19 protein-coding genes are annotated in these 21,684 nt (G+C 70.0%); 12 read left to right on the forward strand and 7 right to left on the reverse strand.

The genetic code is table 11. From position 1 onward, the window contains the following. Positions 1-72 precede the first annotated feature (72 nt). Positions 73-1,077 (forward strand): aldo/keto reductase, encoded by a 1,005-nt coding sequence (locus tag ASE44_RS12585; RefSeq protein WP_056781190.1) that lies wholly within the window; start codon positions 73-75, stop codon positions 1,075-1,077. Between the two features lie 293 nt (positions 1,078-1,370). On the opposite strand, the gene ASE44_RS12590 is transcribed toward ASE44_RS12585, so the two are convergent. Then, positions 1,371-4,844, reverse strand: coding sequence for a bifunctional proline dehydrogenase/L-glutamate gamma-semialdehyde dehydrogenase (locus tag ASE44_RS12590; RefSeq protein ID WP_157579933.1), 3,474 nt, complete (start codon positions 4,842-4,844; stop codon positions 1,371-1,373). Between the two features lie 88 nt (positions 4,845-4,932). Between ASE44_RS12590 and ASE44_RS12595 the strand changes: the two genes are divergently transcribed. Further along, positions 4,933-5,826 (forward strand): LysR substrate-binding domain-containing protein, encoded by an 894-nt coding sequence (locus ASE44_RS12595; RefSeq protein WP_056011797.1) that lies wholly within the window; start codon positions 4,933-4,935, stop codon positions 5,824-5,826. Positions 5,827-5,947: 121 nt separating this feature from the next. Continuing rightward, positions 5,948-6,817 (forward strand): aldo/keto reductase, encoded by an 870-nt coding sequence (locus ASE44_RS12600; protein ID WP_056780308.1) that lies wholly within the window; start codon positions 5,948-5,950, stop codon positions 6,815-6,817. A gap of 33 nt (positions 6,818-6,850) precedes the next feature. Here the strand turns inward: ASE44_RS12600 and ASE44_RS12605 are convergent, their stop codons facing one another. Beyond that, positions 6,851-7,600, reverse strand: a complete 750-nt coding sequence (locus ASE44_RS12605) for an IclR family transcriptional regulator (protein WP_056781193.1) — start codon at positions 7,598-7,600, stop codon at positions 6,851-6,853. 199 nt (positions 7,601-7,799) lie between these two features. Between ASE44_RS12605 and ASE44_RS12610 the strand changes: the two genes are divergently transcribed. The 3 genes from ASE44_RS12610 to ASE44_RS12620 are packed head-to-tail and all read left to right on the forward strand — an operon-like array spanning position 7,800 to position 10,392. Continuing rightward, positions 7,800-8,525: a CoA transferase subunit A gene (locus ASE44_RS12610; protein WP_056780310.1), complete on the forward strand. Its 726-nt coding sequence runs from the start codon at positions 7,800-7,802 to the stop codon at positions 8,523-8,525. 5 nt (positions 8,526-8,530) lie between these two features. Further along, a complete protein-coding gene (locus ASE44_RS12615) occupies positions 8,531-9,223 on the forward strand; it encodes a CoA transferase subunit B (RefSeq protein WP_056780312.1) in 693 nt (230 codons plus the stop codon). After that, entirely contained in the window at positions 9,220-10,392 is a 1,173-nt protein-coding gene (locus tag ASE44_RS12620) for an acetyl-CoA C-acyltransferase (protein ID WP_056780314.1), read from the forward strand. Before ASE44_RS12615 ends, ASE44_RS12620 begins: the two co-directional genes overlap by 4 nt. A 27-nt stretch (positions 10,393-10,419) precedes the next feature. Here ASE44_RS12620 and ASE44_RS12625 read toward each other — a convergent pair whose 3' ends face one another. Continuing rightward, on the reverse strand, positions 10,420-10,989 hold the full coding sequence (locus ASE44_RS12625; RefSeq protein ID WP_056780318.1) for a dihydrofolate reductase family protein: 570 nt from the start codon (positions 10,987-10,989) through the stop codon (positions 10,420-10,422). A gap of 152 nt (positions 10,990-11,141) precedes the next feature. Between ASE44_RS12625 and ASE44_RS12630 the strand changes: the two genes are divergently transcribed. Both ASE44_RS12630 and ASE44_RS12635 read left to right on the forward strand, forming a co-directional pair. Beyond that, positions 11,142-11,483, forward strand: a complete 342-nt coding sequence (locus ASE44_RS12630) for a helix-turn-helix transcriptional regulator (protein WP_056010021.1) — start codon at positions 11,142-11,144, stop codon at positions 11,481-11,483. After that, complete coding sequence (locus tag ASE44_RS12635; protein ID WP_056780321.1) at positions 11,473-12,693, forward strand: type II toxin-antitoxin system HipA family toxin; 1,221 nt, start codon at positions 11,473-11,475, stop codon at positions 12,691-12,693. The genes ASE44_RS12630 and ASE44_RS12635 overlap by 11 nt, the downstream gene beginning before the upstream one ends. A 26-nt stretch (positions 12,694-12,719) precedes the next feature. Here ASE44_RS12635 and ASE44_RS12640 read toward each other — a convergent pair whose 3' ends face one another. Beyond that, entirely contained in the window at positions 12,720-14,135 is a 1,416-nt protein-coding gene (locus tag ASE44_RS12640; protein ID WP_056780323.1) for a glycoside hydrolase family 30 beta sandwich domain-containing protein, read from the reverse strand. A gap of 168 nt (positions 14,136-14,303) precedes the next feature. On the opposite strand from ASE44_RS12640, the gene ASE44_RS12645 reads away from it, so the two are divergent. After that, the gene (locus ASE44_RS12645; RefSeq protein ID WP_056780325.1) at positions 14,304-15,005 is read left to right on the forward strand and encodes an NUDIX domain-containing protein; all 702 of its coding nucleotides are present in this window, start codon (positions 14,304-14,306) and stop codon (positions 15,003-15,005) included. 194 nt (positions 15,006-15,199) lie between these two features. Here ASE44_RS12645 and ASE44_RS12650 read toward each other — a convergent pair whose 3' ends face one another. From ASE44_RS12650 to ASE44_RS12660, 3 genes are read right to left on the reverse strand one after another with little or no spacing between them, the layout of a single operon-like run. Beyond that, entirely contained in the window at positions 15,200-16,528 is a 1,329-nt protein-coding gene (locus ASE44_RS12650) for a M20/M25/M40 family metallo-hydrolase (RefSeq protein WP_056010029.1), read from the reverse strand. Then, complete coding sequence (locus ASE44_RS12655; RefSeq protein WP_056010031.1) at positions 16,525-17,325, reverse strand: carbon-nitrogen hydrolase family protein; 801 nt, start codon at positions 17,323-17,325, stop codon at positions 16,525-16,527. The genes ASE44_RS12650 and ASE44_RS12655 overlap by 4 nt, the downstream gene beginning before the upstream one ends. Before the next feature lie 58 nt (positions 17,326-17,383). Then, complete coding sequence (locus ASE44_RS12660; protein WP_082455995.1) at positions 17,384-18,349, reverse strand: DMT family transporter; 966 nt, start codon at positions 18,347-18,349, stop codon at positions 17,384-17,386. A gap of 70 nt (positions 18,350-18,419) precedes the next feature. On the opposite strand from ASE44_RS12660, the gene ASE44_RS12665 reads away from it, so the two are divergent. The 3 genes from ASE44_RS12665 (at position 18,420) to ASE44_RS12675 (ending at position 21,682) form a co-directional block, all read left to right on the forward strand. Next, a complete protein-coding gene (locus ASE44_RS12665; RefSeq protein WP_056780327.1) occupies positions 18,420-19,484 on the forward strand; it encodes a phosphotransferase family protein in 1,065 nt (354 codons plus the stop codon). Between the two features lie 119 nt (positions 19,485-19,603). Next, entirely contained in the window at positions 19,604-21,292 is a 1,689-nt protein-coding gene (locus ASE44_RS12670) for an ABC-F family ATP-binding cassette domain-containing protein (RefSeq protein WP_056780330.1), read from the forward strand. A 27-nt stretch (positions 21,293-21,319) separates the two neighbouring features. Further along, entirely contained in the window at positions 21,320-21,682 is a 363-nt protein-coding gene (locus tag ASE44_RS12675) for a hypothetical protein (RefSeq protein ID WP_157579935.1), read from the forward strand. The last annotated feature ends 2 nt before the right edge of the window (positions 21,683-21,684 follow it).

Consider the following 21,684-nt stretch of genomic DNA (forward strand, 5'->3'; position numbering starts at 1 on the left):
CTGTCGTCACCGTGAACGGTCACGGTACGCTGACACCGGCACCACGACGATTCGATGATGAAAGCGCAGACCATGCCCTACGAAGCAGCCGAAACCCGTTACGACGACATGACCTACCGCCGCGTCGGCCGCAGCGGACTGCGCCTCCCCGCGCTGTCCCTCGGCCTCTGGCACAACTTCGGCGAGAGCCGCAGCATCGAGGTGCAGCGCGCGATCGTGCGTCGCGCCTTCGACCTCGGGATCACCCACTTCGACCTCGCCAACAACTACGGCCCGCCCGCCGGTTCCGCCGAGACCGCCTTCGGCAAGATCTTCGCCGACGACCTGGCGGCCCACCGCGACGAGATCATCATCACCTCGAAGGCCGGCTATTACATGTGGCAGGGTCCCTACGGCGAGTGGGGCTCTCGCAAGACGATGCTGTCCTCGCTCGACCAGAGCCTCACGCGCATCGGCGTCGAGTACGTCGACGTGTTCTACTCGCACCGTCCCGACCCGGAGACGCCGATCGAGGAGACCATGGGCGCGCTCGCGTCGGCCGTGCAGTCGGGCAAGGCCCTGTACGCGGGCATCTCGAACTACTCGCCCGAGCAGACCGTCGCCGCAGCGGCCGCGATCCGTGAGTTCGGCGTGCCGTTGCTCGTGCACCAGCCCCGGTACTCGATGTTCTCCCGCGAGGTCGAGGACGGCCTGCTCGACACCCTCGACGACCTCGGTCTCGGTGCCGTCGTGTTCAGCCCGCTCGCGCAGGGCATGCTGACCGGCCGCTACCTCGGTGGCTCGGTGCCGTCGGACTCGCGCGCGGCGACGAGCCACTTCCTCAACGAAGAGTCGATCACCGACACCTACCTCGAGCGCGCCCGCGGCCTGCAGGCGATCGCCGAGGAGCGCGGTCAGACCCTCGCGCAGCTCGCGCTGTCGTGGGTGCTGCGTCGGAACACGGTGACGTCCGCGATCATCGGTGCCAGCTCGGTCGAGCAGCTCGAGGGCAACTACGCGGCGATCCACCGTCTCGACTTCGACGACGCCGAGCTCGCCCGCATCGACGAGTTCGCCGTCCACGGCACCCTCCGCTAGCCCGCTCCTCCTCCTCCCTGGTTCGCAATTCAGGACGCCTCCGGCGCGCCGCCCGTTTCCGTGGCCCGCCGGTGCCGACACGCCGCACCGGTCCTGAATTGCGAACTCCCCCACCCACGGATCCTCAACTCAGGAGACTCCCGGCGCGTCGCCGCCGCACCCACCCGGCACGCCGGAGGTCTCCTGAGAACGGTCCACAACGCAGGACGGTTGCGGCGTGGGAACGCGGAACGCCCCGGGTGTCGGGATGACACGCCGGGGCGTTCCTGAATTGCGAACCGCGCGGAGTCGGATCAGATGAGCTCGTCCGAGAGGTGGTTCGGGGTGCCGAAGCGATGCGCCGTGATCGAGACCGCCTGCTCCTGGAGGAACGGCAGCAGCTCGATGCGGCCGGCCTCGGTGACGTCGCCGGCGTAGATCGCGACGTCGGGGCTGCCGGAGGTCGCGTGGGCGACGCCCTCCGTCGTGCCACCGATGATCCGCACCCGCGCGCCCGCCTTCGTCCCGACGAGCGACGAGGCCGTGACGTACCAGCGGTCCTCGCTCTCGACGGTGATCGCGCCGGTGATCGCCTCGACGGCCGGCACGAGCTTCGGTGCCAGGGCCACAGCGGACGACACGTGCACGGTCGCACCCGCGGTCGCACCGGCAGCGACGACGCGGAGCAGCTCGGCGACGGACCCGCCGTCGACCAGGCGCACGTGGACCTCACGCGGGACGTAGCGGAACACGTTGCGCTCCGCCGTGAGCTTCGAGACGTCCTTGGCGACACCGAACTCCTCGGCCCACGCCGCCGTGTCACTCACGACCGAGCGACGCAGGAACGCGAACTCCTCGGCGGGCAGCACCGCGTCGGCGGCACGCAGCAGCGAGGCGACGACGGGCTTCGGGCCGCGACGCTCCGCCGAGCGACCGACGGTGCGCTCGGCCGTGCTCTCGGCGCTCGACCACGAGCCGAGCCCGATGAGGTAGTTCGGCCCACCGGCCTTGGTCCCGGCACCGACGGCCGACTTCTTCCACCCGCCGAACGGCTGCCGCTGCACGATCGCGCCGGTGATGCCGCGGTTCACGTACAGGTTGCCGGCCTGGATGCCGTCGAGCCACACGCGCAGCTCCGCCGGGTTGAGCGAGTGCAGGCCGGCCGTGAGGCCGTAGTCGATCTCGTTCTGGATCGCGATGGCCTCCTCGAGCGTCTCGGCCGTCATGACGCCGAGGATCGGGCCGAAGTACTCGGTGAGGTGGTACTCGGAGCCGCGCGCGACGCCCGCACGGACGCCGGGGCTCCACAGCTTGCCGCTGTCGTCGAGCTGCTTCGGCTCGACGAGCCACGACTCACCGGCACCGAGCGTCGTCAGGCCGCCGAGCAGCTTGCCCTTCGCGGGCTCGATGATCGGGCCCATCTGCGTGGTCGGGTCGACCGGGTAGCCGACCTTCAGCGAGGTGACCGCGTCGACGAGCTGGTGGCGGAACCGACGCGAGGAGGCGACCGAACCGACCAGGATCACGAGCGACGCCGCCGAGCACTTCTGGCCGGCGTGACCGAAGGCCGAGGCGACGACGTCCTTGACGGCGAGGTCGAGGTCGGCGCTCGGCGTGACGATGATGGCGTTCTTGCCCGAGGTCTCGGCGAGGAGCGGGAGCTCGGGACGGAAGGAGCGGAACAGCTCCGCCGTCTCGTAGCCACCGGTGAGGATGACGCGCTCCACGGCGGGGTGGGCGATGAGGCGCTCACCGAGCGAGTTGTCGGCCAGCTGCGCGAAGCGGAGGACCTCACGCGGCACCCCGGCCTCCCACAGCGCCTCGATCATGACGGCGCCGCTGCGGCGGGCCTGGCGAGCGGGCTTGATGATGACGGGCGAACCTGCGGCGAGCGCCGCGAGGGTCGAGCCTGCCGGGATGGCGACGGGGAAGTTCCACGGCGGGGTGACGACGGTGAGCTTCGCCGGGGTGAAGGTCGCGCCGTCCACGTGGTCGAGCTCGCGGGCCCGCTCGGCGTAGTAGTGGGCGAAGTCGATCGCCTCGGACACCTCGGGGTCGGACTGGTCGAGGGTCTTGCCGGTCTCTGCGGCCATGACCTCCATGAGGTCGGCGCGGTGCTGCTCGAGCACGTCGCCGGCGCGGTGCAGGATGACCGCGCGCTCGGCTCCGGAGAGCGAGCCCCACGCGGCGCCGGCTGCGCTGGCTCCGTCGATGACGGCGTCGAGGGCCTCGGTGCTGTCGAGGATGGAGGCTGCGACGGTGTCGTTCCCGAGCCGCGAGTCGGCGACGCGGGTGAGGATGTCGCGTCCCCACACCCGGTTGGCGGGGAGCGAGGGGTCGGTGTCGGGCGTGTTCTCGAACGCGTCGACGGGCGAGGCCTCGGCCGGCTTCGTGCGGTCCTGCTGGCGGTTGGGCGCGGGGACGGTGGTGTCGAGCTCGGCGAGGGAGGCGAGGAAGCGCTCCTGCTCGCGGGCGAAGAGGGTCTCGTTCTCGCTCAGCTCGAACACGGCGGACATGAAGTTGTCCTGGCTCGCGCCCTCCTCCAGGCGGCGGATGAGGTACGCGATCGCGACGTCGAACTCCTGCGGGTGCACGACGGGCGTGTAGAGCAGCAGTTCGCCGACGTCGCGCTTCACGGCCTCGGCCTGGCCCTGCGCCATGCCGAGGAGCATCTCGAACTCGACCCCGCGCTCGACGCCACGCTGCTTCGCGAGCAGCCAGGCGAACGCGATGTCGAACAGGTTGTGGCCGGCGACGCCGATGCGCACGTTGTCGATGCGGTCGGGGTGCAGGGCGTACTCGACGACGCGCTTGTAGTTGGTGTCGGAGTCCTGCTTCGTCGACCACGTGGCGAGCGGCCAGTCGTGGAGGGAGGCCTCAACCTGCTCCATCGGCAGGTTGGCGCCCTTGACGATGCGCACCTTGATGCCCGCGCCGCCGGCGGCACGGCGACCGGCCGACCACTCCTGCAGGCGGATCATCGCCGACAGGGCGTCGGGCAGGTAGGCCTGGAGCACGATGCCGGCCTCGAGGTCGTGGAACTGCGGGAGGTCGAGGAGCTTCGTGAAGACCGCGATGGTGAGGTCGAGGTCCTTGTACTCCTCCATGTCGAGGTTGATGAACTTGTTCGGGCTAGCCTTGGCGGCACGCTCGAAGAGGGGTGTGAGGCTCGTGACGACGTGCTCGACGGCTTCGTCGAACGCCCACACCGAGTGGGGGCTGACGGTCGACGACACCTTGATCGACACGTAGTCGACGTCGGGGCGGGCGAGGAGCTTGTGGGTGCCCTCGAGGCGACGCGCGGCCTCACCGGTGCCGAGCACGGCCTCGCCGAGCAGGTTGACGTTCAGGCGCGTGCCGGGGGTCTTGATCTTCGCGATCGCGGGACCGAGCTTCTTGTCCGTCGCATCGACGACGAGGTGGCCGACCATGTTGCGGAGCACCTTGCGCGAGATGGGGATGACGACGCCCGGGAGGATCGGGGCGAACGCGCCACCGCATCGAACGGCCGCTTTGAGGTACCAGGGCAGGAACGCGGGCACCTTCGGCGCGATGGTCTGCAGCGTGCGGGCGGCGACGCGGAGGTCCTCGGGGCGGACGACACCGTCGACGAACCCGACGGTGAACTCGAGACCGGTCGGGTCCTTCAGCACACCGGCGAGCTGCTGGGCGGACGCGTCGGCGGGGATCGTCGAGGCGGTCTGGAGCCAGCGGCGGACGAGGGCGATGGCCTCGGTTGCGAGGGCGTCGCGGTCGAGCTGCTGCGTCGATGCAAGAGTGTCGGTCATGGTGCCAGTATCAGTGGCAGGACGCATAAGATACAGCGAAGGTTCTCGAACGATACACATCGGCTGAGCCGATGGATTGGAGTCCGCCGTGCTGGACGTCCGCCGCCTCCGGCTCCTCCGCGAACTGCGGATCCGAGGCACCATCGCCGAAGTGGCCGCAGCCCTGAACTTCAGCCCCTCCTCGGTGTCGCAGCAGCTGTCGGTCCTGGAGCAGGAGACGGGCGTCGAACTGCTCCGCAAAGTCGGTCGCCGCGTGCAGCTCACCCCGCAGGCCGAGATCCTGGTCGGACACACCGACGCCCTCCTCGACACCCTCGAGCGGGCGGAGGCCGACCTCGGCGCGTCGCTCACGACCGTGTCGGGCACCATCCGCGTGGCCGTGTTCCAATCGGCGGCGCTCGCCCTCATGCCGGTGGCCCTCAGCTCGATGCGGCGGGACCACCCACAGGTGCGGGTCGAGATGGTGCAGCACGAACCCGAGACGGCTCTCGCGGAGACCTGGGCGCGCGACTTCGACGTGGTCGTCGCGGAACAGTACCCCGCGCACGCCGCCCCGCGACACCCCGGACTCGACCGCCGGCAGCTCGCGACCGACCCGATCCGCCTCGCCTGCCCACCGGTCGCGAACGAGATCCACCCGGTGCTGCGCATCGAGGACGCCGCCGACCTGCCCTGGGTGATGGAGCCGCACGGTGCCGCCTCGCGCCACTTCGCGGAGCAGTTGTGCCGTCGCGCCGGGTTCGAGCCCGACGTCCGCTACCAGACCGCCGACCTGCAGGCGCAGATCCGGCTCATCGAATCGGGCAACGCCGTCGCCCTCATCCCCGACCTCCAATGGGCCGGGCGCGACGCGAGCTGCCGCCTCGTCGACCTGCCCGATCTCCCCGAGCGCACCATCTTCACCTCGGCGCGCGAATCGGGTGTCGCGAGGCCGGCGATCGTCGCCTTCCGCGAGGCCCTCGAGGCGGCGGCGAGGAGCTGAGCCCTTCGACAGGCTCGGGGACCGGACAGAGACCGCGGAGGAACCCGGCACGCAAGGGGGGTGCAACTCCCAGCGTGCAGTGCTTCGCTGGAACTCCCGCATTCTCCGAAGGAGCACACGCATGACCGACACCACCGCTCGTCCCGCAACCGCCGCCGGCACCTTCGACCTGGGCGGCGACCTCACGGTCAACCGCCTCGGCTACGGCACGATGCAGCTCACCGGCGAGGGCGTCTGGGGCGAACCCGACGACCGCGACGGCGCCATCCGCCTCATCAAGCGAGCCGCCGAGCTCGGCGTGAACTTCTTCGACAGCGCCGACGCGTACGGCCCGGACGTCACCGACACCCTCCTCCGCGAGGCACTGCACCCCTACGACGACATCGTCATCGCCACGAAGGTCGGCCAGACGCGTCAGGGCCCCGGCGAATGGACGCCCACCGGCGTTCCCGCGTACCTCCGCCAGCAGGTCGAGCTCGGCCTCCGCCGCCTCGCCGTCGACCGCATCGACCTCCTGCAGCTGCACCGCATCGACCCGACCGTGCCGTTCGAGGACCAGATCGGCGAACTCCGCAAGCTCCAGGACGAGGGCAAGATCCGGCACATCGGGCTCAGCCAGGTGAGCGTGGCCGAGGTCGAGGCCGCCCAGCAGATCGCCCCGATCGCGTCGGTGCAGAACCTCTACAACCTGACGGACCGCTCCTCGGAGGACCTCCTCGACTGGTCGACCGAGCACGGCGTGGCCTTCATCCCGTGGTTCCCGCTGGCGACCGGCGCTCTGAGCAAGCAGGACGGCCCGCTCACGCAGCTCGCCGAGCGTCACGACGCGACGCCTTCGCAGCTCGCGCTGGCCTGGTTGCTGAAGCGTTCGCCCGTGATGCTCCCGATCCCCGGCACCTCGAGTGTCGAGCACCTGGAGGACAACCTGCAGGGCGCGACGATCGAGCTGACCGACGACGAGTTCGAGGAGCTCTCCGCCGTCTCGGAGTAGCGCTCCGCCCGTCGACAGGCTCAGGGGCAGGGGTCAGCGCAGGCGCTTCGACAGCTCGTGCGCCTGCTCGAGGAGCAGCCCGCCGAGGAACGCCTGGCGCTCAGGCCGGAACCGGGATTCGATCCCGGTGAGACTGAGCGCCCAGGCGGGCTTCCCCGCGGCGTCGAAGACCGCGGCGCCCATGCCCCAGCTCCCCTCGAGGATGAGTGCCGGGTTCACCGCGTACCCCCGCTCCCGCGTCTCCTGGATGCGCTCCCGGACCCGCTCGGCGGCGTGGGCCTCGCCCCATCGCTCGACGAGGTCGGCGCGGGCGAGGTAGTCGTCGATCTCCGCATCAGTCGAGAACGCGAGGATCGCGAGCCCCGCCGAGGCCACGCCCAGGGGGAACCGGACCCCCTCCGTGAGCACGAAGGAGCGGACCGGGAAGCTGCCCTCCTCGCGCAGCAGGCACACGGTCTCGAAGCCGCGACGCACCGACAGGAACGCACTCTCCCCGCTCTCGTGGGCGAGGATGCGGACGCTCTCGCGGGCGAGTTCGGCGACGTCGTAGCGTTCCGCGGCGAGCGAGCCGAGGAGGAACAGTTCGGGTCCGAGGTGCCAGCGCGCCGCCCGGGCGTCGTGATCGAGGAACCCTTCGGCCGCGAGCGAGGCGAGCAGACGGTGCGCCGTCGGCCTGGTGAGACCGGCAGCCGCAGCCACGGCCGAGGACGACGCGCCACCGGGGTGCTCCGACACGATCTTCAGGATGCGGCTCACGCGCGAGACGACCTGCGCGCCGCGCATCGCCTCAGCCACCTCGCACCACCCGATTGTCCACATGGTGAGCATACGCCGTGACCTCGACCACGTCATGAGCGGATCGGTCGGTCGAGACGACCCCCGCATTGACGCCCCGGACGAGGTGTGCGTGACTACTGTGCAGGCGGGATGGTCGTACCACCATGTGGGCACCCGCCGATCGCCGTATCCACGAAGGAGTGACATGACGAAACGTTGGTCGAGCGCCGCCGAAGCGCTGCACGAGGTCGTCCAGGACGGCGCCACCATCGCCGTCGGCGGGTTCGGCTTGAGCGGCAACCCGAGCGACCTCATCGAAGCGCTCCGGGACACCGGCGCCACCGACCTCACGATCGTCTCCAACAACATGGGCGTCGACGGCAAGGGCCTCGGCATCCTGCTGGAGAACCGTCAGGTGCGGAAGGTCGTCGCCTCGTACGTCGGCGAGAACAAGCTCTTCGCCAAGCAGTTCCTCGACGGCGAGCTGGAGGTCGAGTTCACCCCGCAGGGCACCCTCGCCGAACGGCTGCGCGCGGGCGGCGCGGGGATCGCCGGGTTCTACACGAAGACCGGTGTCGGCACCCCCGTCGCGGAGGGCAAGCCGACGGAGGTGTTCGACGGCGAGACCTACGTGCTCGAACGGGGCATCGTCGCCGACGTGGCACTCGTGCACGCCTTCCGGGCCGATCGCGAGGGCAACCTCGTCTTCCGGCACACGGCGCGGAACTTCAACCCCATCGTCGCGACCGCCGGACGCCTGACGATCGCGGAGGCGGAGGAGGTGCTCGAGGACGGCTACCTCGACCCGAACACCGTCGTCACCCCCGGCATCTACGTCCAGCGCCTCGTGACGGCGACCCCACGGGTGAAGGACATCGAACAACGGACCGTGCGACCCGCCGTCGCGACGAGCGAAGCAGCGAGGAGCTGATCATCATGTGGACGAGAGACGACATGGCCGCCATCGCGGCGACCGAACTCCACGACGGCGAGTACGTGAACCTCGGCATCGGCATCCCGACGCTCGTCGCGAACCACGTCCCGCCCGGGGTGCACGTCACCCTGCAGAGCGAGAACGGCCTGCTCGGCATGGGTCCGTTCCCGATCGAGGGCGAGGAGGACGCCGACCTCATCAACGCCGGGAAGCAGACCGTCACGCTCCTCGACGGCGGCAGCTACTTCGACTCGGCGACCTCGTTCGGCATGATCCGCGGCGGACACGTGCAGCTGGCGATCCTCGGAGCACTGCAGGTCTCCGGCGCCGGCGACCTCGCGAACTGGACCATCCCGGGCAAGCTCGTCAAGGGCATGGGCGGCGCGATGGACCTCGTCGCCGGGACGCCGCGGGTCGTCGTCGTGACCGAGCACGTCGCGAAGGACGGCAGTCCGAAGATCGTCGCGGCGTGCGACCTGCCCCTGACCGGCGTCGGCGTCGTCGACCGGATCATCAGCGACCGGGCCGTGTTCGATATCGTCGAGGGGGCGCTCGTGCTGCGAGCGTTCGCCCCCGACACGAGCGTCGACGAACTGCGCTCGCTGACGGGTGCGGAGTTCACCGTCGAGCTCGATCCGACCACCACCGGCGGCGTGCCGACCGCACCCGCCACGCCTCAGGAGGCACGCGCATGAGCACCGTCATCGTCGGGTACGCCCGCACCCCGTTCGTGAAGTTCAACGGGGCGTTCGCCGCCGTCCCCGCGACCGAGCTCGGCGCCCACGCCATCCGTGCCGCGCTGTCCCGTGCGGGTGTCGACGCCGCCGAGGTGCAGCAGGTCATCGGCGGGCAGGTCCTCCAGGGCGCCGCGGGCCAGAACCCCGCACGGCAGTCCGCCGTCGGTGCGGACATCCCCTTCACCGTTCCCGCCATCACCGTCAACGCCGTGTGCCTCTCCGGCATGGAGGCGATCGTCACGGGCACGCGCCTCATCGACGCCGGCGAGGTCGACGTCGTCGTCGCCCTCGGCCAGGAGTCCATGAGCCTCGCGCCACACGCCTGGTCGGGGTCGCGCGCCGGCAAGCGGTACGGCGCGATCGAGCTCATCGACACCCTCGACCACGACGGGTTGACCGACGCCTTCGAGCACCGGTCCATGGGGTCGTCGACCGAGGAGCGCAACGGCTCGCTCGGTATCGCGCGCGCCGAGCAGGACGCATGGGCGGCGGGGTCGCACCAGCGCTTGGCGGCCGCCGCAGACATCCAGGCCGAGGAGATCGAACCGTTCTCCGTGCCTGGCCGGAAGGGTCCGACGGTCGTGAGCGCCGATGACGGCCTCCGTGCCGACACCACCGCCAAATCGCTCGCTGGACTCCGGCCGGCGTTCGGTGGCGAAGGCACCATCACCGCGGGCAACTCCTCGCAGATCACCGACGGTGCCGCCGCGGTCGTCCTCATGAGCGAGGAGGCGGCCGCCGCCCGCGGGCTCACCCCGATCGCCCGGGTCGTCGCGCACGCGCTCGTCGCCGGTCCCGACGTGGGGCTGCACGCTCAGCCGTCCAACGCGATCCTCGCGGCCCTCGCCAAGACCTCGCTCACAGCGAAGGACCTCGCCGCGGTCGAGATCAACGAGGCGTTCGCCGCGGTGTCGGTCCACTCCACGTCGGAGCTCGGCGTGGACCCGGCGATCGTGAACGCGAACGGCGGCGCGATCGCCCTCGGTCACCCCATCGGTGCGTCCGGCACGCGGATCGTCGGTCACCTCGCCCGCCGTCTCGCGGCCGTCGGGCCGGGTGCCGTGGGTGCGGCCGGCATCTGCGGCGGTGGCGGCCAGGGTTCCGCGATCGTCCTCGAGGCCGTCTAGCCGGAGCGTGCGGCCGGCTCGGTCTCCTCAGACGGGTTCGCCGGTGACGGTGTAGCGGAGGTGGACGACCCCGGCCGCGAACCGTCGTTCGTCGACGAGTTCCAGACGCCGCCGGAGGTTGGCCGGCAGCGCATGCAGGCCGCCGCCGACGATCACCGGCGTGAGGAAGAGCTGCACCTCGTCGACGAGCCCGGCGGCCATCGCCTCCGCCGCGAGGTTGGGGCCGCCGACGCTGAGGTCGCGGTCCGACTCCGCCTTCCAGCGACGCACGGCCTCGGGGTCGAACGACCGCTCGAGGCGGGTCCTGCTCGTGGAGACCGCGTCGAGCGTCGTCGAGTAGACGACCTTGTCCGCGGCCAGCCACATCGCGGCGAAGTCGGTGATCTCGGCTGGTTCGTCCGGGAGTTCGTCCGCGGTCTCCCAGAACGTCATGATCTCGTACATGCGGCGACCGAAGAGGTAGGTGCCGATGGGCCGCGAGAGGTCGTTGACGAAGGCGTGCACCTCGGCGTCGGGCGCGCTCCAGTCGAAGCGACCCTCCTCATCGGCGAGGTAACCGTCGAGCGAGGTGATCGCCGAGTAGATGAGTCTGCCCATGAGTCCTCCGTCGCCGATGCCGGTACGCCAGAGGCTAGGCCGCCGTCACGACCGAGCACAAGGGACGGCCCGAGAGGCCGTCGCGTGTCCAGCAGAGAAAGGGTACGATAAAACGTGTTTTAGATCTCTAAAACCTCATAAATGGAGTTCCGATGCCGAAACGTGTCATACCCCCGCGGCCGGTGGTCCGCGATGGGCTCATCATTTTGGGGCAGCTCGTCAAGGAGGGTCGTCTCGGGCGGAGATGGACCCGCAACGAACTCGCCCAACGCGCCGGCATCTCCGTCGCGACGATCGCCAACATCGAGAACGGTGCATCGAGCACCGCTGTCGGCACCGTGTTCGACGTGGCCGATCTCGTCGGTGTCCCGATCTTCGGAATCGACGACCGCGTCGAACTCGCTCGCCTGCGCAGACGGGGGGAGGATCGGCTGGAGCTGCTCCCCGCCCGCGTGCGCCACGGTCGGCAGGAAGAACTGAGCGATGACTTCTGAACGCGTGTTCGTGTGGACCTGGCTACCCGGCTCCGAGGTGCCCATCGTCGCGGGCGCGGTCGAGATCAGGGGCGACACGATGCCCTTCGTCTACGCAGCGACGTATCGGAATCGTCCCGAGGCGATCAGTCTCTACGCACCGGAACTTCCCTTACGGTCCGGAACGATCGAACCGCTCCCAGGCCTCACGATCGCAGGTGCTCTGCGTGATGGCAGCCCGGACGCGTGGGGGCGAGCCGTCATCGACGACCGTCAGGCGCCTGGTGACCGCGAGCTCACCGAGATCGACTACATGTTGGCGTCAGGAAGCAACCGGTTCGGCGCGATCGACTTCCAGCAGAGTCCGACCGAGTACGTGCCTCGCGAGAGCACGGCGACGTTGGCCGAACTTCAGGAGGCGTCCGCGACGCTCCAGGCTGGCCGGAAGCTCCCTCCATCACTCGAGGACGTGCTCATCAGGGGCACCAGCATCGGCGGGGCCAGACCGAAGGCGACCATCGTCGACGACGGCGTGGCGTACATCGCGAAGTTCTCCTCCAGTTCGGACCGCGTCTTCAGCGTCGTCAACGCCGAAGGGACGGCGATGGAACTCGCTCGCCGCGCGGGCATCAGAACCTCGATGACCGAGGTCATCACGGTGGATTCCAAGGAAGTACTGCTCGTTCGAAGGTTCGACCGTGACGGCCTGAAGCGGAAGCATGTCGTGTCGGCCCTGACGATGAGTGCGCGCGACGAGTGGTCGGGGACTCGCGCGAACTACCCCGAACTCCTCGACTCACTCCGCAAGCACGGGTCGGCGACCTTCGAACCGGGTCGGGAACTGTTCGAGCGCATCGCCTTCAACATGGCGATCTCGAATTCCGACGACCATGCGCGGAATCACGCCGCGTTCTGGGACGGCGCTCATCTCACCCTCACGCCCGCGTACGATCTGGCTCCGAATGCGCGATCCGGAGACACCGCGACGCAGGCCATGGCCTACGGGCGATCAGGGGAGAAACGCTCGAACTTCGCCGAGCTCGTGAAGGCGTCGGCGATCTACGGCCTCTCCCCCGAAGATGCGCGCGCGATCATCGACCACATCATCGAGACCATCCGGGATCAGTTCGATGATGCGGCGGACCTCGCGCGGGTGCCGCTCCGAGACATCGAACTCCTCAAGAAGCACCTCTTCCTCAACCCAGGTGTTCTCCACGACTACGCACCATGAGTCGGCGAGCCACCCACCCCGACCGATCAGGCCGGCGGGATGACGAGGGTCGCGAAGGAGTCGGCCGGCAGCGTCGGGGTGATGACGTCGTCGCCGATCACGATCTGGACGGGCAGCGGTTCGGCGAGGTCGTTCTGCATCACGAGTACGACCCCGCCGTCCGGGTTGCGGAACGCGAGCAGGTTCTCGTGCCCGGTCCAACTCATCGTCCCGAGACGCTGCGCGCCCGGCTGCAGGAAGTGCCCCAGGTGCCGCATGAGGAAGTACTCGTGCGTGTACCGGAACGTGCCCTGCTCGGGGTCGACGACGACGAGCGAGTTCTGCGCCCACCCCCACCGACTGACGCCTCCCTCGGTGAGCGCCAGGTTCCAGTAGGTGTACGCCTCCGCGCCGTGCGTGAAGAAGTGGCGCATGAGCCCCCAGGTGTACCGGGCGAACCGCCAGTCGTTGCGACCATCGCCGCACTCCTGCTCGGTCTGGTACAGCGACAACTCGGGATGCGCGTGGTGCACGGCGGCGATCGCACCCTTGCCGGCCCATTGGAACCCGACCCCCTGCACCCAGGGTCCGGCTGCGGGGTCGGCGAGCACGGTCTCGATCTGCGCGTCGTGCGGTCGCTCCTCGGTGCCGAGGAACACACGCACCCCCTGCCGGTCCATCTCCGGCCCGAGCACGGCGATGAAGCGGGCGAGTCCCTCGGCCGTCCAGACGCAGCTCGGGAACACCTGTGCCGAGTTGAACTCGTTCTGCGGCATCACCATCTCCACCCGGATGCCCTCCTCGCCGTAGGCCTCGACGAATCGGGCGAAGTAGCGGGCGTAGGCCTCGAGGTACCGGTCTTCGAGAATGAACATGTCCGTCCCCTCGGCACCCAGCTGGTCGTCGCGGACGCCGTTGTCGACGTCGGACCCGTCCCAGGGGCGCGCGGCGGCGTAGTGACCGTTCGTCTTCATCCACGTCGGCGGGCTCCACGGCGACGCCCAGAGCCGCAGGTCGCCGCGGTACCGCTGTGCCGCCTGGATGAACGGCACGAGCGTCGCCCGGTCGTGGTCGATGCTGAAGTGCTCGAGCCCGAAGTCGCCGTCGACCTCGTCGTAGGAGTACCAGTCGGTGGAGAAGTCGTTGGCGCCGACGGGCATGCGGCAGAGCGAGAGGTTGAGCCCGGCGCCAGGGGTGAAGAGGTCCGACAGGATGCCTTCGCGATCCTCCTCGGACAGGAGCCCGAGCGCCGTCCAGCCGAGCTCGTTGAAGCATCCGCCGATGCCGTCGATCGTCTGCTGGGGCGAGGCGGTGTCGACGATGACGTTCGGCATGCCCGTCACCCGGCCGAAGGCGAGCGGCGGCTGCTCCTGCCAGGGCGCGTCCTGGGTGGTGACGACCCACGAGACCGCCCGCGCGTCAGTGGCCGCGGTTCCAGGGTTGGCGGGGCTGCTGCTCGTCATCGAGTGCCTTTCGACGGGGGTCCTCCGTGGACCACGACCGGTGCTCCCACCAGTATGTTGCAGAACCCGCGAAAACCGAAGAGTGTTCATCATTGGCTTGCCGTAGGCGCAGCACACTCGGGCCGAGCGCCCGTGGAACGGCTCGCGGAACCGCCCTAGGCTCGGATCATGCCCGACTCCTCCGCGCCCCGCCCGCCGCAACCCGGAGCCGAGCTCCCCGACGCCCGCGGGCGCACCGGCCTGCACCGCACCGGCCTCGACCTCACCGGCAACCCGCGGGTCCAGGTGACCGATGTCGAGCTGCTCGCCACCGCCTGGCACGTGCTCCGCCGGACCACCCTCCGGGTGCAGGACCGCTCAGGCGCCTGGTCCGTCCAACAGCGGGAGACCTATGACCGCGGCAACGGCGCCACCATCCTGCTCTACCACGGCGACTCACGGAAGGTCCTCCTCACCAGGCAGTTCCGGTACCCGGCGTACGTCAACGGCCACCCGACCGGCGAACTCATCGAGACCGCAGCCGGCCTCCTCGACGACGACGACCCCGAGACCGCCGTCGCCCGCGAGGCACTGGAGGAGACCGGGTTCGCCGTCGAGGCCGTCGAGCACGTGTTCGACGCCTTCATGAGCCCGGGCTCCGTCACCGAACGACTCCACTTCTACGCCGCGGAGTACGACCCGGCCGCCCGCTCAGGTGACTGGGGTGGGCTCGCGGAGGAGGGAGAGGAGATCGAACTCCTCGAACTCGACATCGACGATGCCGTCGCGCGGATCGGGGTCGACATCATCGACGCCAAGACGATCATGCTGCTCCAGTGGGCGAGGCTGACCGGGCCCTTCGCCGGGCCGGCCCCGCGCGTCGACCGCTGAGCAGCGGTGCCCCGGCCCCGGAGCGCCACCACCCGGTCCCTGAGCTTGTCGAAGGGCCCCGTCCCCAAACGTCACCACGCGGTCCCTGAGCCTGTCGAAGGGCAACCAACGGCTCCGCCCTTCGACAAGCTCAGGGACCGGAATGGGGACCGCCCTTCGACAAGCTCAGGGACCGAGATGGGCCCAGCGGGCCGTCAGGCCGAGCGGATGATGTCCGTGAGCACCGCGCAGCCGAAGTCCAGCGCGTCGAGCGGCACGCGCTCGTCGACCCCGTGGAACATCCCGGGGAAGTCGAAGTCCGCGGGCAGCCGGAGTGGGATGAACCCGTATCCGATGATGCCGAGGCGACTGAGCGCCTTCGCGTCGGTGCCGCCGGGGATGAGGTGCGGGAGCACGGTCGCGCCGGGGTCGTGGCGTTCGATGGCGGCCTCGATGACGGACACGAGCTCCCCGTCGTTTGGCGACTCCATCGCGATGAGTTCCAACTCGACCTCGATCTCGACCTCGGCCCCGGCGGCCTCCCGGAGACGCGCGAGGACCTCGTCGCGTTGCCCGGGCAGGAACCGTGCGTCGACCGTCGCCGTCGCGGACTCGGGGATCACGTTCTCCTTGTAGCCGCCGGAGATCATCGTGACGTTCGCCACGTTCTGCAGGCCGGCCCGGAGCCGGGAAGCGCTGGGGCCGACGAGCGCGGCGAGGTCGAACGGCGACAGCTCTGGGGCGGCACCGGTCAGTTCTCGGAGTCGCTGGAACAGGTGCGACGTCGTCTCGGTGAAGGACACCGGCCAGTCGAGCGCACCGATGCGTCCGACCGCGGCGGCGAGCTTCACGATCGCGGAGTCGCGGCTCGCGAGGGACGCGTGACCGGCAGCGCCGTGCGCCGTCAACCGCAGCCACAACACGCCCTTCTCGCCGGTGTTCAGGAGGTAGGCGCGACTGTCGGCCCGTGCTCCGAGCGCGACGCTGTACCCGCCGCCTTCGCTGATCGCGTGACCGACCCCCGCGAACTGCTCGGGGTGCTGCTCGACCATCCACTGCGAGCCGAGCACGCATCCGGCCTCCTCGTCGGCGAAGAACGCGAGGACGACGTCCCGTTCGGGTTGTTCGCCGGCGGTGACCATGCGTCGCACCGCGGCGACGATCATCGCCACCATGTTTTTCATGTCGACGGCGCCTCGGCCCCAGAGCATGCCGTCGGCGATCTCGCCGCCGAACGGGTCGACGGTCCACGCCGCAGCGTCAACGGGCACGACGTCGAGGTGTCCGTGGAGCAGCAGGCCGGGGAGGCTGCGGTCCCGGCCGGGCCAGCGGGCGATGAGGTTGGTCCGGCCCGGTTCCGCCTCGAAGCGTTCGCAGACGATCCCGACCTCACCGAGCAGGCGTTCGACGAGGTCGGCGGCGCGGGACTCGCCGACCGCGCGCCCGCCACCGTAGTTGGAGGTGTCGATCCTGATGAGGTCGCGGGTGATCGACACGACCTCCGACAGGGCGGCAGGGTCGGCGACGCGCACGTCCGGGCTCATTCCGCGGTCCGCGGGACCACGGTGAACCGGCGGTTGGCGAGCGAGGGCACTCGCGCCCGGACGTCGTCGAGTCTGGCCGGGTCGAGCTCGGCGAAGATCACGCCGGGTGCCTCGCCGGCTGACGCGATGACGACGCCCGCAGGATCGACGACGATCGAGTTGCCCGTCGCGAGCGGCCCCGTCTGGTTGGCGCTGACGACGTAGGCGGTGTTCTCGATCGCCCGGGCACGGATGAGCGTGGTCCACGTGTCCTCCTTGCCCGGGCCGACGATCCACATGGCGGGCAGGAGGATGACGTCGGCCCCCGCGTCGACCAGACGTCTGGCGCTCTCGGGGAAGCGGAGGTCGTAGCAGGTGAAGGCGCCGAAGCGGAGGCCGCCCAGCTCGAGGACGAAGGGCTCGGTGATCTCGCCGGCGGCGATGCCGTCGCTCTCGGCGTACCCGAAGGCGTCGTAGAGGTGCACCTTGCGGTACGTCGCGACGATCTCGCCCTCGGCGTCGATGGCGACGAGCGTGTTGTAGGGCAGGCCGTCCGGGTTCGCCTCGATGGTGCCGACGACGGTCGGGAGCGAGCGCGCGGCGGCTGCCGCGGCGACGCCCGTGATGAACGGCCCGTCGAGGGGTTGGGCGATCGCGGCGAGCGCGCTCGGCGGCTCGGAGGTCGCGTACCCGCTCATCTCCGGGAGCACGAGCAGCTCGGCTCCACCGGCGGCGGCTTCGCCGAGGAGTGCGACCACGCTGACGAGGTTCTCGTCGGTGTCCGTTCCGGCGGAGAACTGCCCGGATGCGATGCGCATGTGAATCCTCGTTCCGTGGTGGGGACGCCGACCGGCGGGATGGGGCCGTCCAGCCACCCTATGCCGAGATCGGTGCGGGACGCCGCCTGAACCGGAGCCTGCCCTGGCTCACGAGGATGCCGAGGACGACGATCACGCCACCGACGGGTTCGTTCCAGTGGAGGACCTCCCCGAGCACGAGGATGCCGAGCACGACCCCGACGAGCGGCGTGAGGTAGGTGACGGTCGAGGCCGCGGTCGCGCCCCAGGAGTCGACGATCATCGTCATCCAGATGTACGCGACACCGGTGCCGAGGGCGCCCAGCGCGACCATGCTGGCGACGACCGGGAGGTCGAGCGACACGGGCTGCATCGCGATGAACGGTGAGAGGACGAGCATGATGACGGCGGCGAGCGAGATCTCCATCGCTGAGATGACGACGGCGTCGTAGCTGTGGGTGCCGAGGACGAACTTGCGCAGGTAGACGAAGGCGGTGCCGTAGCAGAGGGTCGCCCCGAGGCAGGCGAGCTGCGCGGGGACGGACTGCAGGATCGCCGGGTCGCCGAGCACCCGCCAGGGACCGACGACCATGGCGACGCCGAGCGCTCCGACGAAGATCCCGAACACCTGCAAGCCGTTCAGCCGCTCCTTCGGGAGGAACAGGGCGCCGACGGCGAGCGTCATGATGGGCGTCGTCGCGTTGAGGATGCTCGAGAGCCCGGACGGCAGGAACTGCCCGGCCCAGGAGAACAGGAGGAAGGGGGCGACGCAGAGGAACACCGAGACGACCGCGAGGTGTGCCCACAGTCGTCGCTCGCGCGGCCAGCGTCGACGGGTGACGGTCATGATGATGCAGAGCGTGATGGCGCCGAGCAGCACTCGGGACAGCGCCACCTGCGACGGCGAGAGGCCGGTCAGCCCCGTCTTCATGAAGAGGAAGCTGGACCCCCAGATGAGCGCGGCGCCGAGGTAGGCGAACAGCACCCTGCGGGATCCCGATGCGACGAGCGCGGTGACGCGGGTGGTCGGTGCTGCGGCGCTCATCGTGCTCCCTCGTGTCGGACGCCCCAGCTTGGCACGAGCCGCCGACGCCCTGTGGCGCTAGCGTGGGCGGATGAGCCGTTCCCCCTCCCCCAGTTCCACCCTGGTCGCCCTCGCCGAGCACTGGGCGGCCGAGCGGCCGGCCATGCAGCCGGGGAGCCCCACCATCACGATGCTCGGGGAGGGCACCGCGAACGAGGTGGCCGCCGTGGAACTCGACGGTGGCGAGCGCGCCATCGTGAAGCTCTCACCCGCGGCGGCCGAGGGCCTCACCTACGAGCGGAAGCTCATGCACACGGAGGCCCTCGCGCTCCGCATCCTCGGCCGCGCTGATGTCCCGCAACCGGAGATCGTCCTCGCAACCGACCTCGACGGCCGCGACGCCCTCATCATGACCGAGCTCACCGGCCGCCCGGCGAACAGCACCGAGACCGTCCCACTCGCGCGCGACGTGATGGGACGGACCCTCGCCCACCTCCACGCCGCCGGTCGCACGCCGTTCCACGTGGAACCAGGCGACGACGAGGACGCAGCGCTCTCCCCCGCCACCGGGCTCGACGACGGGAACCGGTTCGGGTATCCGTTCCGCCCCGAGCTGCAGGCGACCACGGCGGGCGAGGCGTACCGGGTGCTCCTCGACGCGGTGCTCGCTGATGCCGCGCGCTTCGAGGTGGACCTGCCGGTCGACGCCGCTCGGCTCCTCGGGCTCGTCGACGAGGCACTCCCGGCGTTCGACGCCGTGACCGAGGCGACCCTCGTGCACTTCGACCTCTGGGACGGCAACCTCCTGATCATGCCCGAGCACGGCGCTGAGGCCGCCCAGCTCACCGGGGTCATCGACCACGAGCGTGCGCACTGGGCGGACCCGACCGCCGACCTCGTCTCGCTCGCCCTGTTCACCGACGTCCCCGCGACGATCGCCGACGACGCCGAGCTGCTCCGCACCTACCGGGAGGAGTCCGGCCACGAGCTCCTCGCCGACGAGTCGGCGTGGACCCGCGCCCGCCTCTGGTCGCTGTACCTCGCGTTGATCATGGTGGTGGAGGGCGTCCCCCGCGGCTACGAGGGCGACTGGTTCGTCGAGCACGACGCGACCGTCCGCACCTGGATCACCGACATCGCCGCTGCGCTCGCTTGAACCACTCGACCGCCGGACGGGCGTCCGGCTAGACTGGTCGGCTCGCCAGGCGGTGGGCGGCTCCGCACTTCGGCGCGGGGTCCGTTCGGGAGCGACCGGCTCCCCGGGGAGTGCACACCATGGGCTACATCGACGTCAGCGATCTCAGCTACACGCTGAGCGACGGACGGACCCTACTGGACGAGGTGTCGTTCCGCGTCGGCGAAGGCGCGATCGCCGCGCTCATCGGGGCGAACGGTGCCGGCAAGACGACGCTCCTCCGGATCATCCGTGGCGAACTGCAGCCCGATTCCGGCGTCGTGTCCATCGACGGCGGGCTCGGGGTCATGGACCAGTTCGTCGGGCGGGGCGACGACGATCGCACGGTGCGCGACCTCCTCGTGCAGGTCGCACCGCCGCGGGTCCGGGCGGCGGCCGAGGCGGTGGACCGCGCCGAGCTCGCGCTCATGGAGGACGACGTCGAGGCCACACAGATGGCGTACGCCACGACGCTCGCCGAGTACGCCGACGCCGGCGGCTACGACCAGGAGGTGCTCTGGGACAGCTGCAGCGAGGCCGCGCTCGGCGTCCCGTACGACCGCGCGCAGTGGCGGACGCTCGGCACGCTCTCGGGAGGCGAGCAGAAACGGCTCGTCCTCGAGGCGCTGTTCCGCGGTCCGGAACAGGTGCTGCTCCTCGACGAGCCCGACAACTCCCTCGACGTCCCGACGAAGCGTTGGCTGGAGGGCATGCTCGCCGAGACCCGCAAGACCGTCCTCCTCGTCTCCCACGACCGCGAACTCCTGGCGCAGGCCGCTACCCGGATCATCACGCTCGAGGTCGGTGCCGCGGGGAGCACGACGTGGACGCACGGCGCGAGCTTCCGCAGCTATCACGAGGCCCGCGAGGCACGGCTCGACCGGCTGGACGAGCTCCGCCGACGCTGGGACGAGGATCGCGTGAAGCTGCGCGCACTCGTCCTGCGGCTCCGCGAGCAGGCCAAGTTCAACGACTCGATGGCCTCCCGTTACCGGGCCGCGCAGACCCGACTCGCGAAGTTCGAGGAGGTCGGTCCGCCGGAGGAGCGCCCGAAGGACCAGCAGGTCACGATGCGACTGCGCGGCGCCCGCACCGGCCGACGTGCGCTCGTGTGCTCCTCGCTCGAACTCACCGGACTCATGCAGCCCTTCGACGCGGAGATCTGGTTCGGCGAGCGCATCGGCGTGCTGGGGTCGAACGGTTCGGGCAAGTCCCATTTCCTCCGGCTGCTCGCCGGCGGTGGGACCGATCCGGATCCGGGCGCGGGTCATCTGGCGGCGGCCGGTGGCACCCTCGAGCCGGTGCTGCACCACGGTGTCGCGAAGCTGGGCGCCCGCGTGCAGCCGGGGTGGTTCGCGCAGTCGCATCGGCATCCGGAGCTCCTCGGCCGGACGCTGCTCGACATCCTGCATCGGGGTGACGAGCACCGGACGGGCCTGCCGCGGGAGGCCGCGAGCCGGGTGCTCGACCGCTACGGCCTCGCCGCCGCCGCGGAGCAGTCGTTCGAGTCGCTCTCCGGTGGCCAGCAGGCACGACTGCAGATCCTGCTCCTCGAGCTGTCGGGCGCGACGCTGCTCCTCCTCGACGAACCGACCGACAACCTCGACCTCGTCTCGGCGGAGGCGCTCGAGCAGGGGTTGGAAGGGTTCGAGGGCACGGTGATCGCCGTGACCCACGATCGCTGGTTCGCGAGAGGCTTCGACCGGTTCCTCGTCTTCGGCTCCGACGGTCGCGTCCAGACCTCCGACGAGCCCGTCTGGGAGGAGACGCGGGTCGACCGCGCCCGGTAGCCGGCGACTCGTGCAGGACCCCCCTGCATGAGTCGCGGGGTTGGTCAACCCACCGTCGTCCCAGGGTGCGTTGCCTACGCTTACCAGGACGAACCGATCCCGGAGGTGATGGTCCTGCAGTACAGCATCGCCATCGGGCGCGCTTCATACGACATCGATCCTGCCGTCGACGTGCAGGAGCTCATGACCGAGATCGAATCGGCCGTCCAGGCGGGCGGCCGCTTCGTGCGGGTTCCGCTCACCTCCGACCGCACGGTCAACGTCCTCGTCAGCCCAGGCCTCCTCATCAGCGTCGAGTCGTTCGCGCATCGGGCGCTCGAGATCGTGCCGTCCCTCGAGGCCGAGCCGCTGTCGGGTCTCGACGAATACGACGAGTTCGACGAGTTCTGAGT

Source organism: Plantibacter sp. Leaf1 (assembly GCF_001421315.1).
Classification (GTDB): domain Bacteria; phylum Actinomycetota; class Actinomycetes; order Actinomycetales; family Microbacteriaceae; genus Plantibacter.

What these genes read in the sequence shown, in the direction of transcription:
- ASE44_RS12585 (WP_056781190.1), top strand. Translation starts at nt 73, where the DNA reads ATGCCCTACGAAGCAGCCGAAACCCGTTACGACGACATGACCTACCGC.
- ASE44_RS12590 (WP_157579933.1), bottom strand. Translation starts at nt 4,844, where the DNA reads ATGACCGACACTCTTGCATCGACGCAGCAGCTCGACCGCGACGCCCTC.
- ASE44_RS12600 (WP_056780308.1), top strand. Translation starts at nt 5,948, where the DNA reads ATGACCGACACCACCGCTCGTCCCGCAACCGCCGCCGGCACCTTCGAC.
- ASE44_RS12605 (WP_056781193.1), bottom strand. Translation starts at nt 7,600, where the DNA reads ATGCGCGGCGCGCAGGTCGTCTCGCGCGTGAGCCGCATCCTGAAGATC.
- ASE44_RS12610 (WP_056780310.1), top strand. Translation starts at nt 7,800, where the DNA reads ATGACGAAACGTTGGTCGAGCGCCGCCGAAGCGCTGCACGAGGTCGTC.
- ASE44_RS12615 (WP_056780312.1), top strand. Translation starts at nt 8,531, where the DNA reads ATGTGGACGAGAGACGACATGGCCGCCATCGCGGCGACCGAACTCCAC.
- ASE44_RS12620 (WP_056780314.1), top strand. Translation starts at nt 9,220, where the DNA reads ATGAGCACCGTCATCGTCGGGTACGCCCGCACCCCGTTCGTGAAGTTC.
- ASE44_RS12625 (WP_056780318.1), bottom strand. Translation starts at nt 10,989, where the DNA reads ATGGGCAGACTCATCTACTCGGCGATCACCTCGCTCGACGGTTACCTC.
- ASE44_RS12630 (WP_056010021.1), top strand. Translation starts at nt 11,142, where the DNA reads ATGCCGAAACGTGTCATACCCCCGCGGCCGGTGGTCCGCGATGGGCTC.
- ASE44_RS12635 (WP_056780321.1), top strand. Translation starts at nt 11,473, where the DNA reads ATGACTTCTGAACGCGTGTTCGTGTGGACCTGGCTACCCGGCTCCGAG.
- ASE44_RS12640 (WP_056780323.1), bottom strand. Translation starts at nt 14,135, where the DNA reads ATGACGAGCAGCAGCCCCGCCAACCCTGGAACCGCGGCCACTGACGCG.
- ASE44_RS12645 (WP_056780325.1), top strand. Translation starts at nt 14,304, where the DNA reads ATGCCCGACTCCTCCGCGCCCCGCCCGCCGCAACCCGGAGCCGAGCTC.
- ASE44_RS12650 (WP_056010029.1), bottom strand. Translation starts at nt 16,528, where the DNA reads ATGAGCCCGGACGTGCGCGTCGCCGACCCTGCCGCCCTGTCGGAGGTC.
- ASE44_RS12655 (WP_056010031.1), bottom strand. Translation starts at nt 17,325, where the DNA reads ATGCGCATCGCATCCGGGCAGTTCTCCGCCGGAACGGACACCGACGAG.
- ASE44_RS12660 (WP_082455995.1), bottom strand. Translation starts at nt 18,349, where the DNA reads ATGAGCGCCGCAGCACCGACCACCCGCGTCACCGCGCTCGTCGCATCG.
- ASE44_RS12665 (WP_056780327.1), top strand. Translation starts at nt 18,420, where the DNA reads ATGAGCCGTTCCCCCTCCCCCAGTTCCACCCTGGTCGCCCTCGCCGAG.
- ASE44_RS12670 (WP_056780330.1), top strand. Translation starts at nt 19,604, where the DNA reads ATGGGCTACATCGACGTCAGCGATCTCAGCTACACGCTGAGCGACGGA.
- ASE44_RS12675 (WP_157579935.1), top strand. Translation starts at nt 21,320, where the DNA reads ATGAGTCGCGGGGTTGGTCAACCCACCGTCGTCCCAGGGTGCGTTGCC.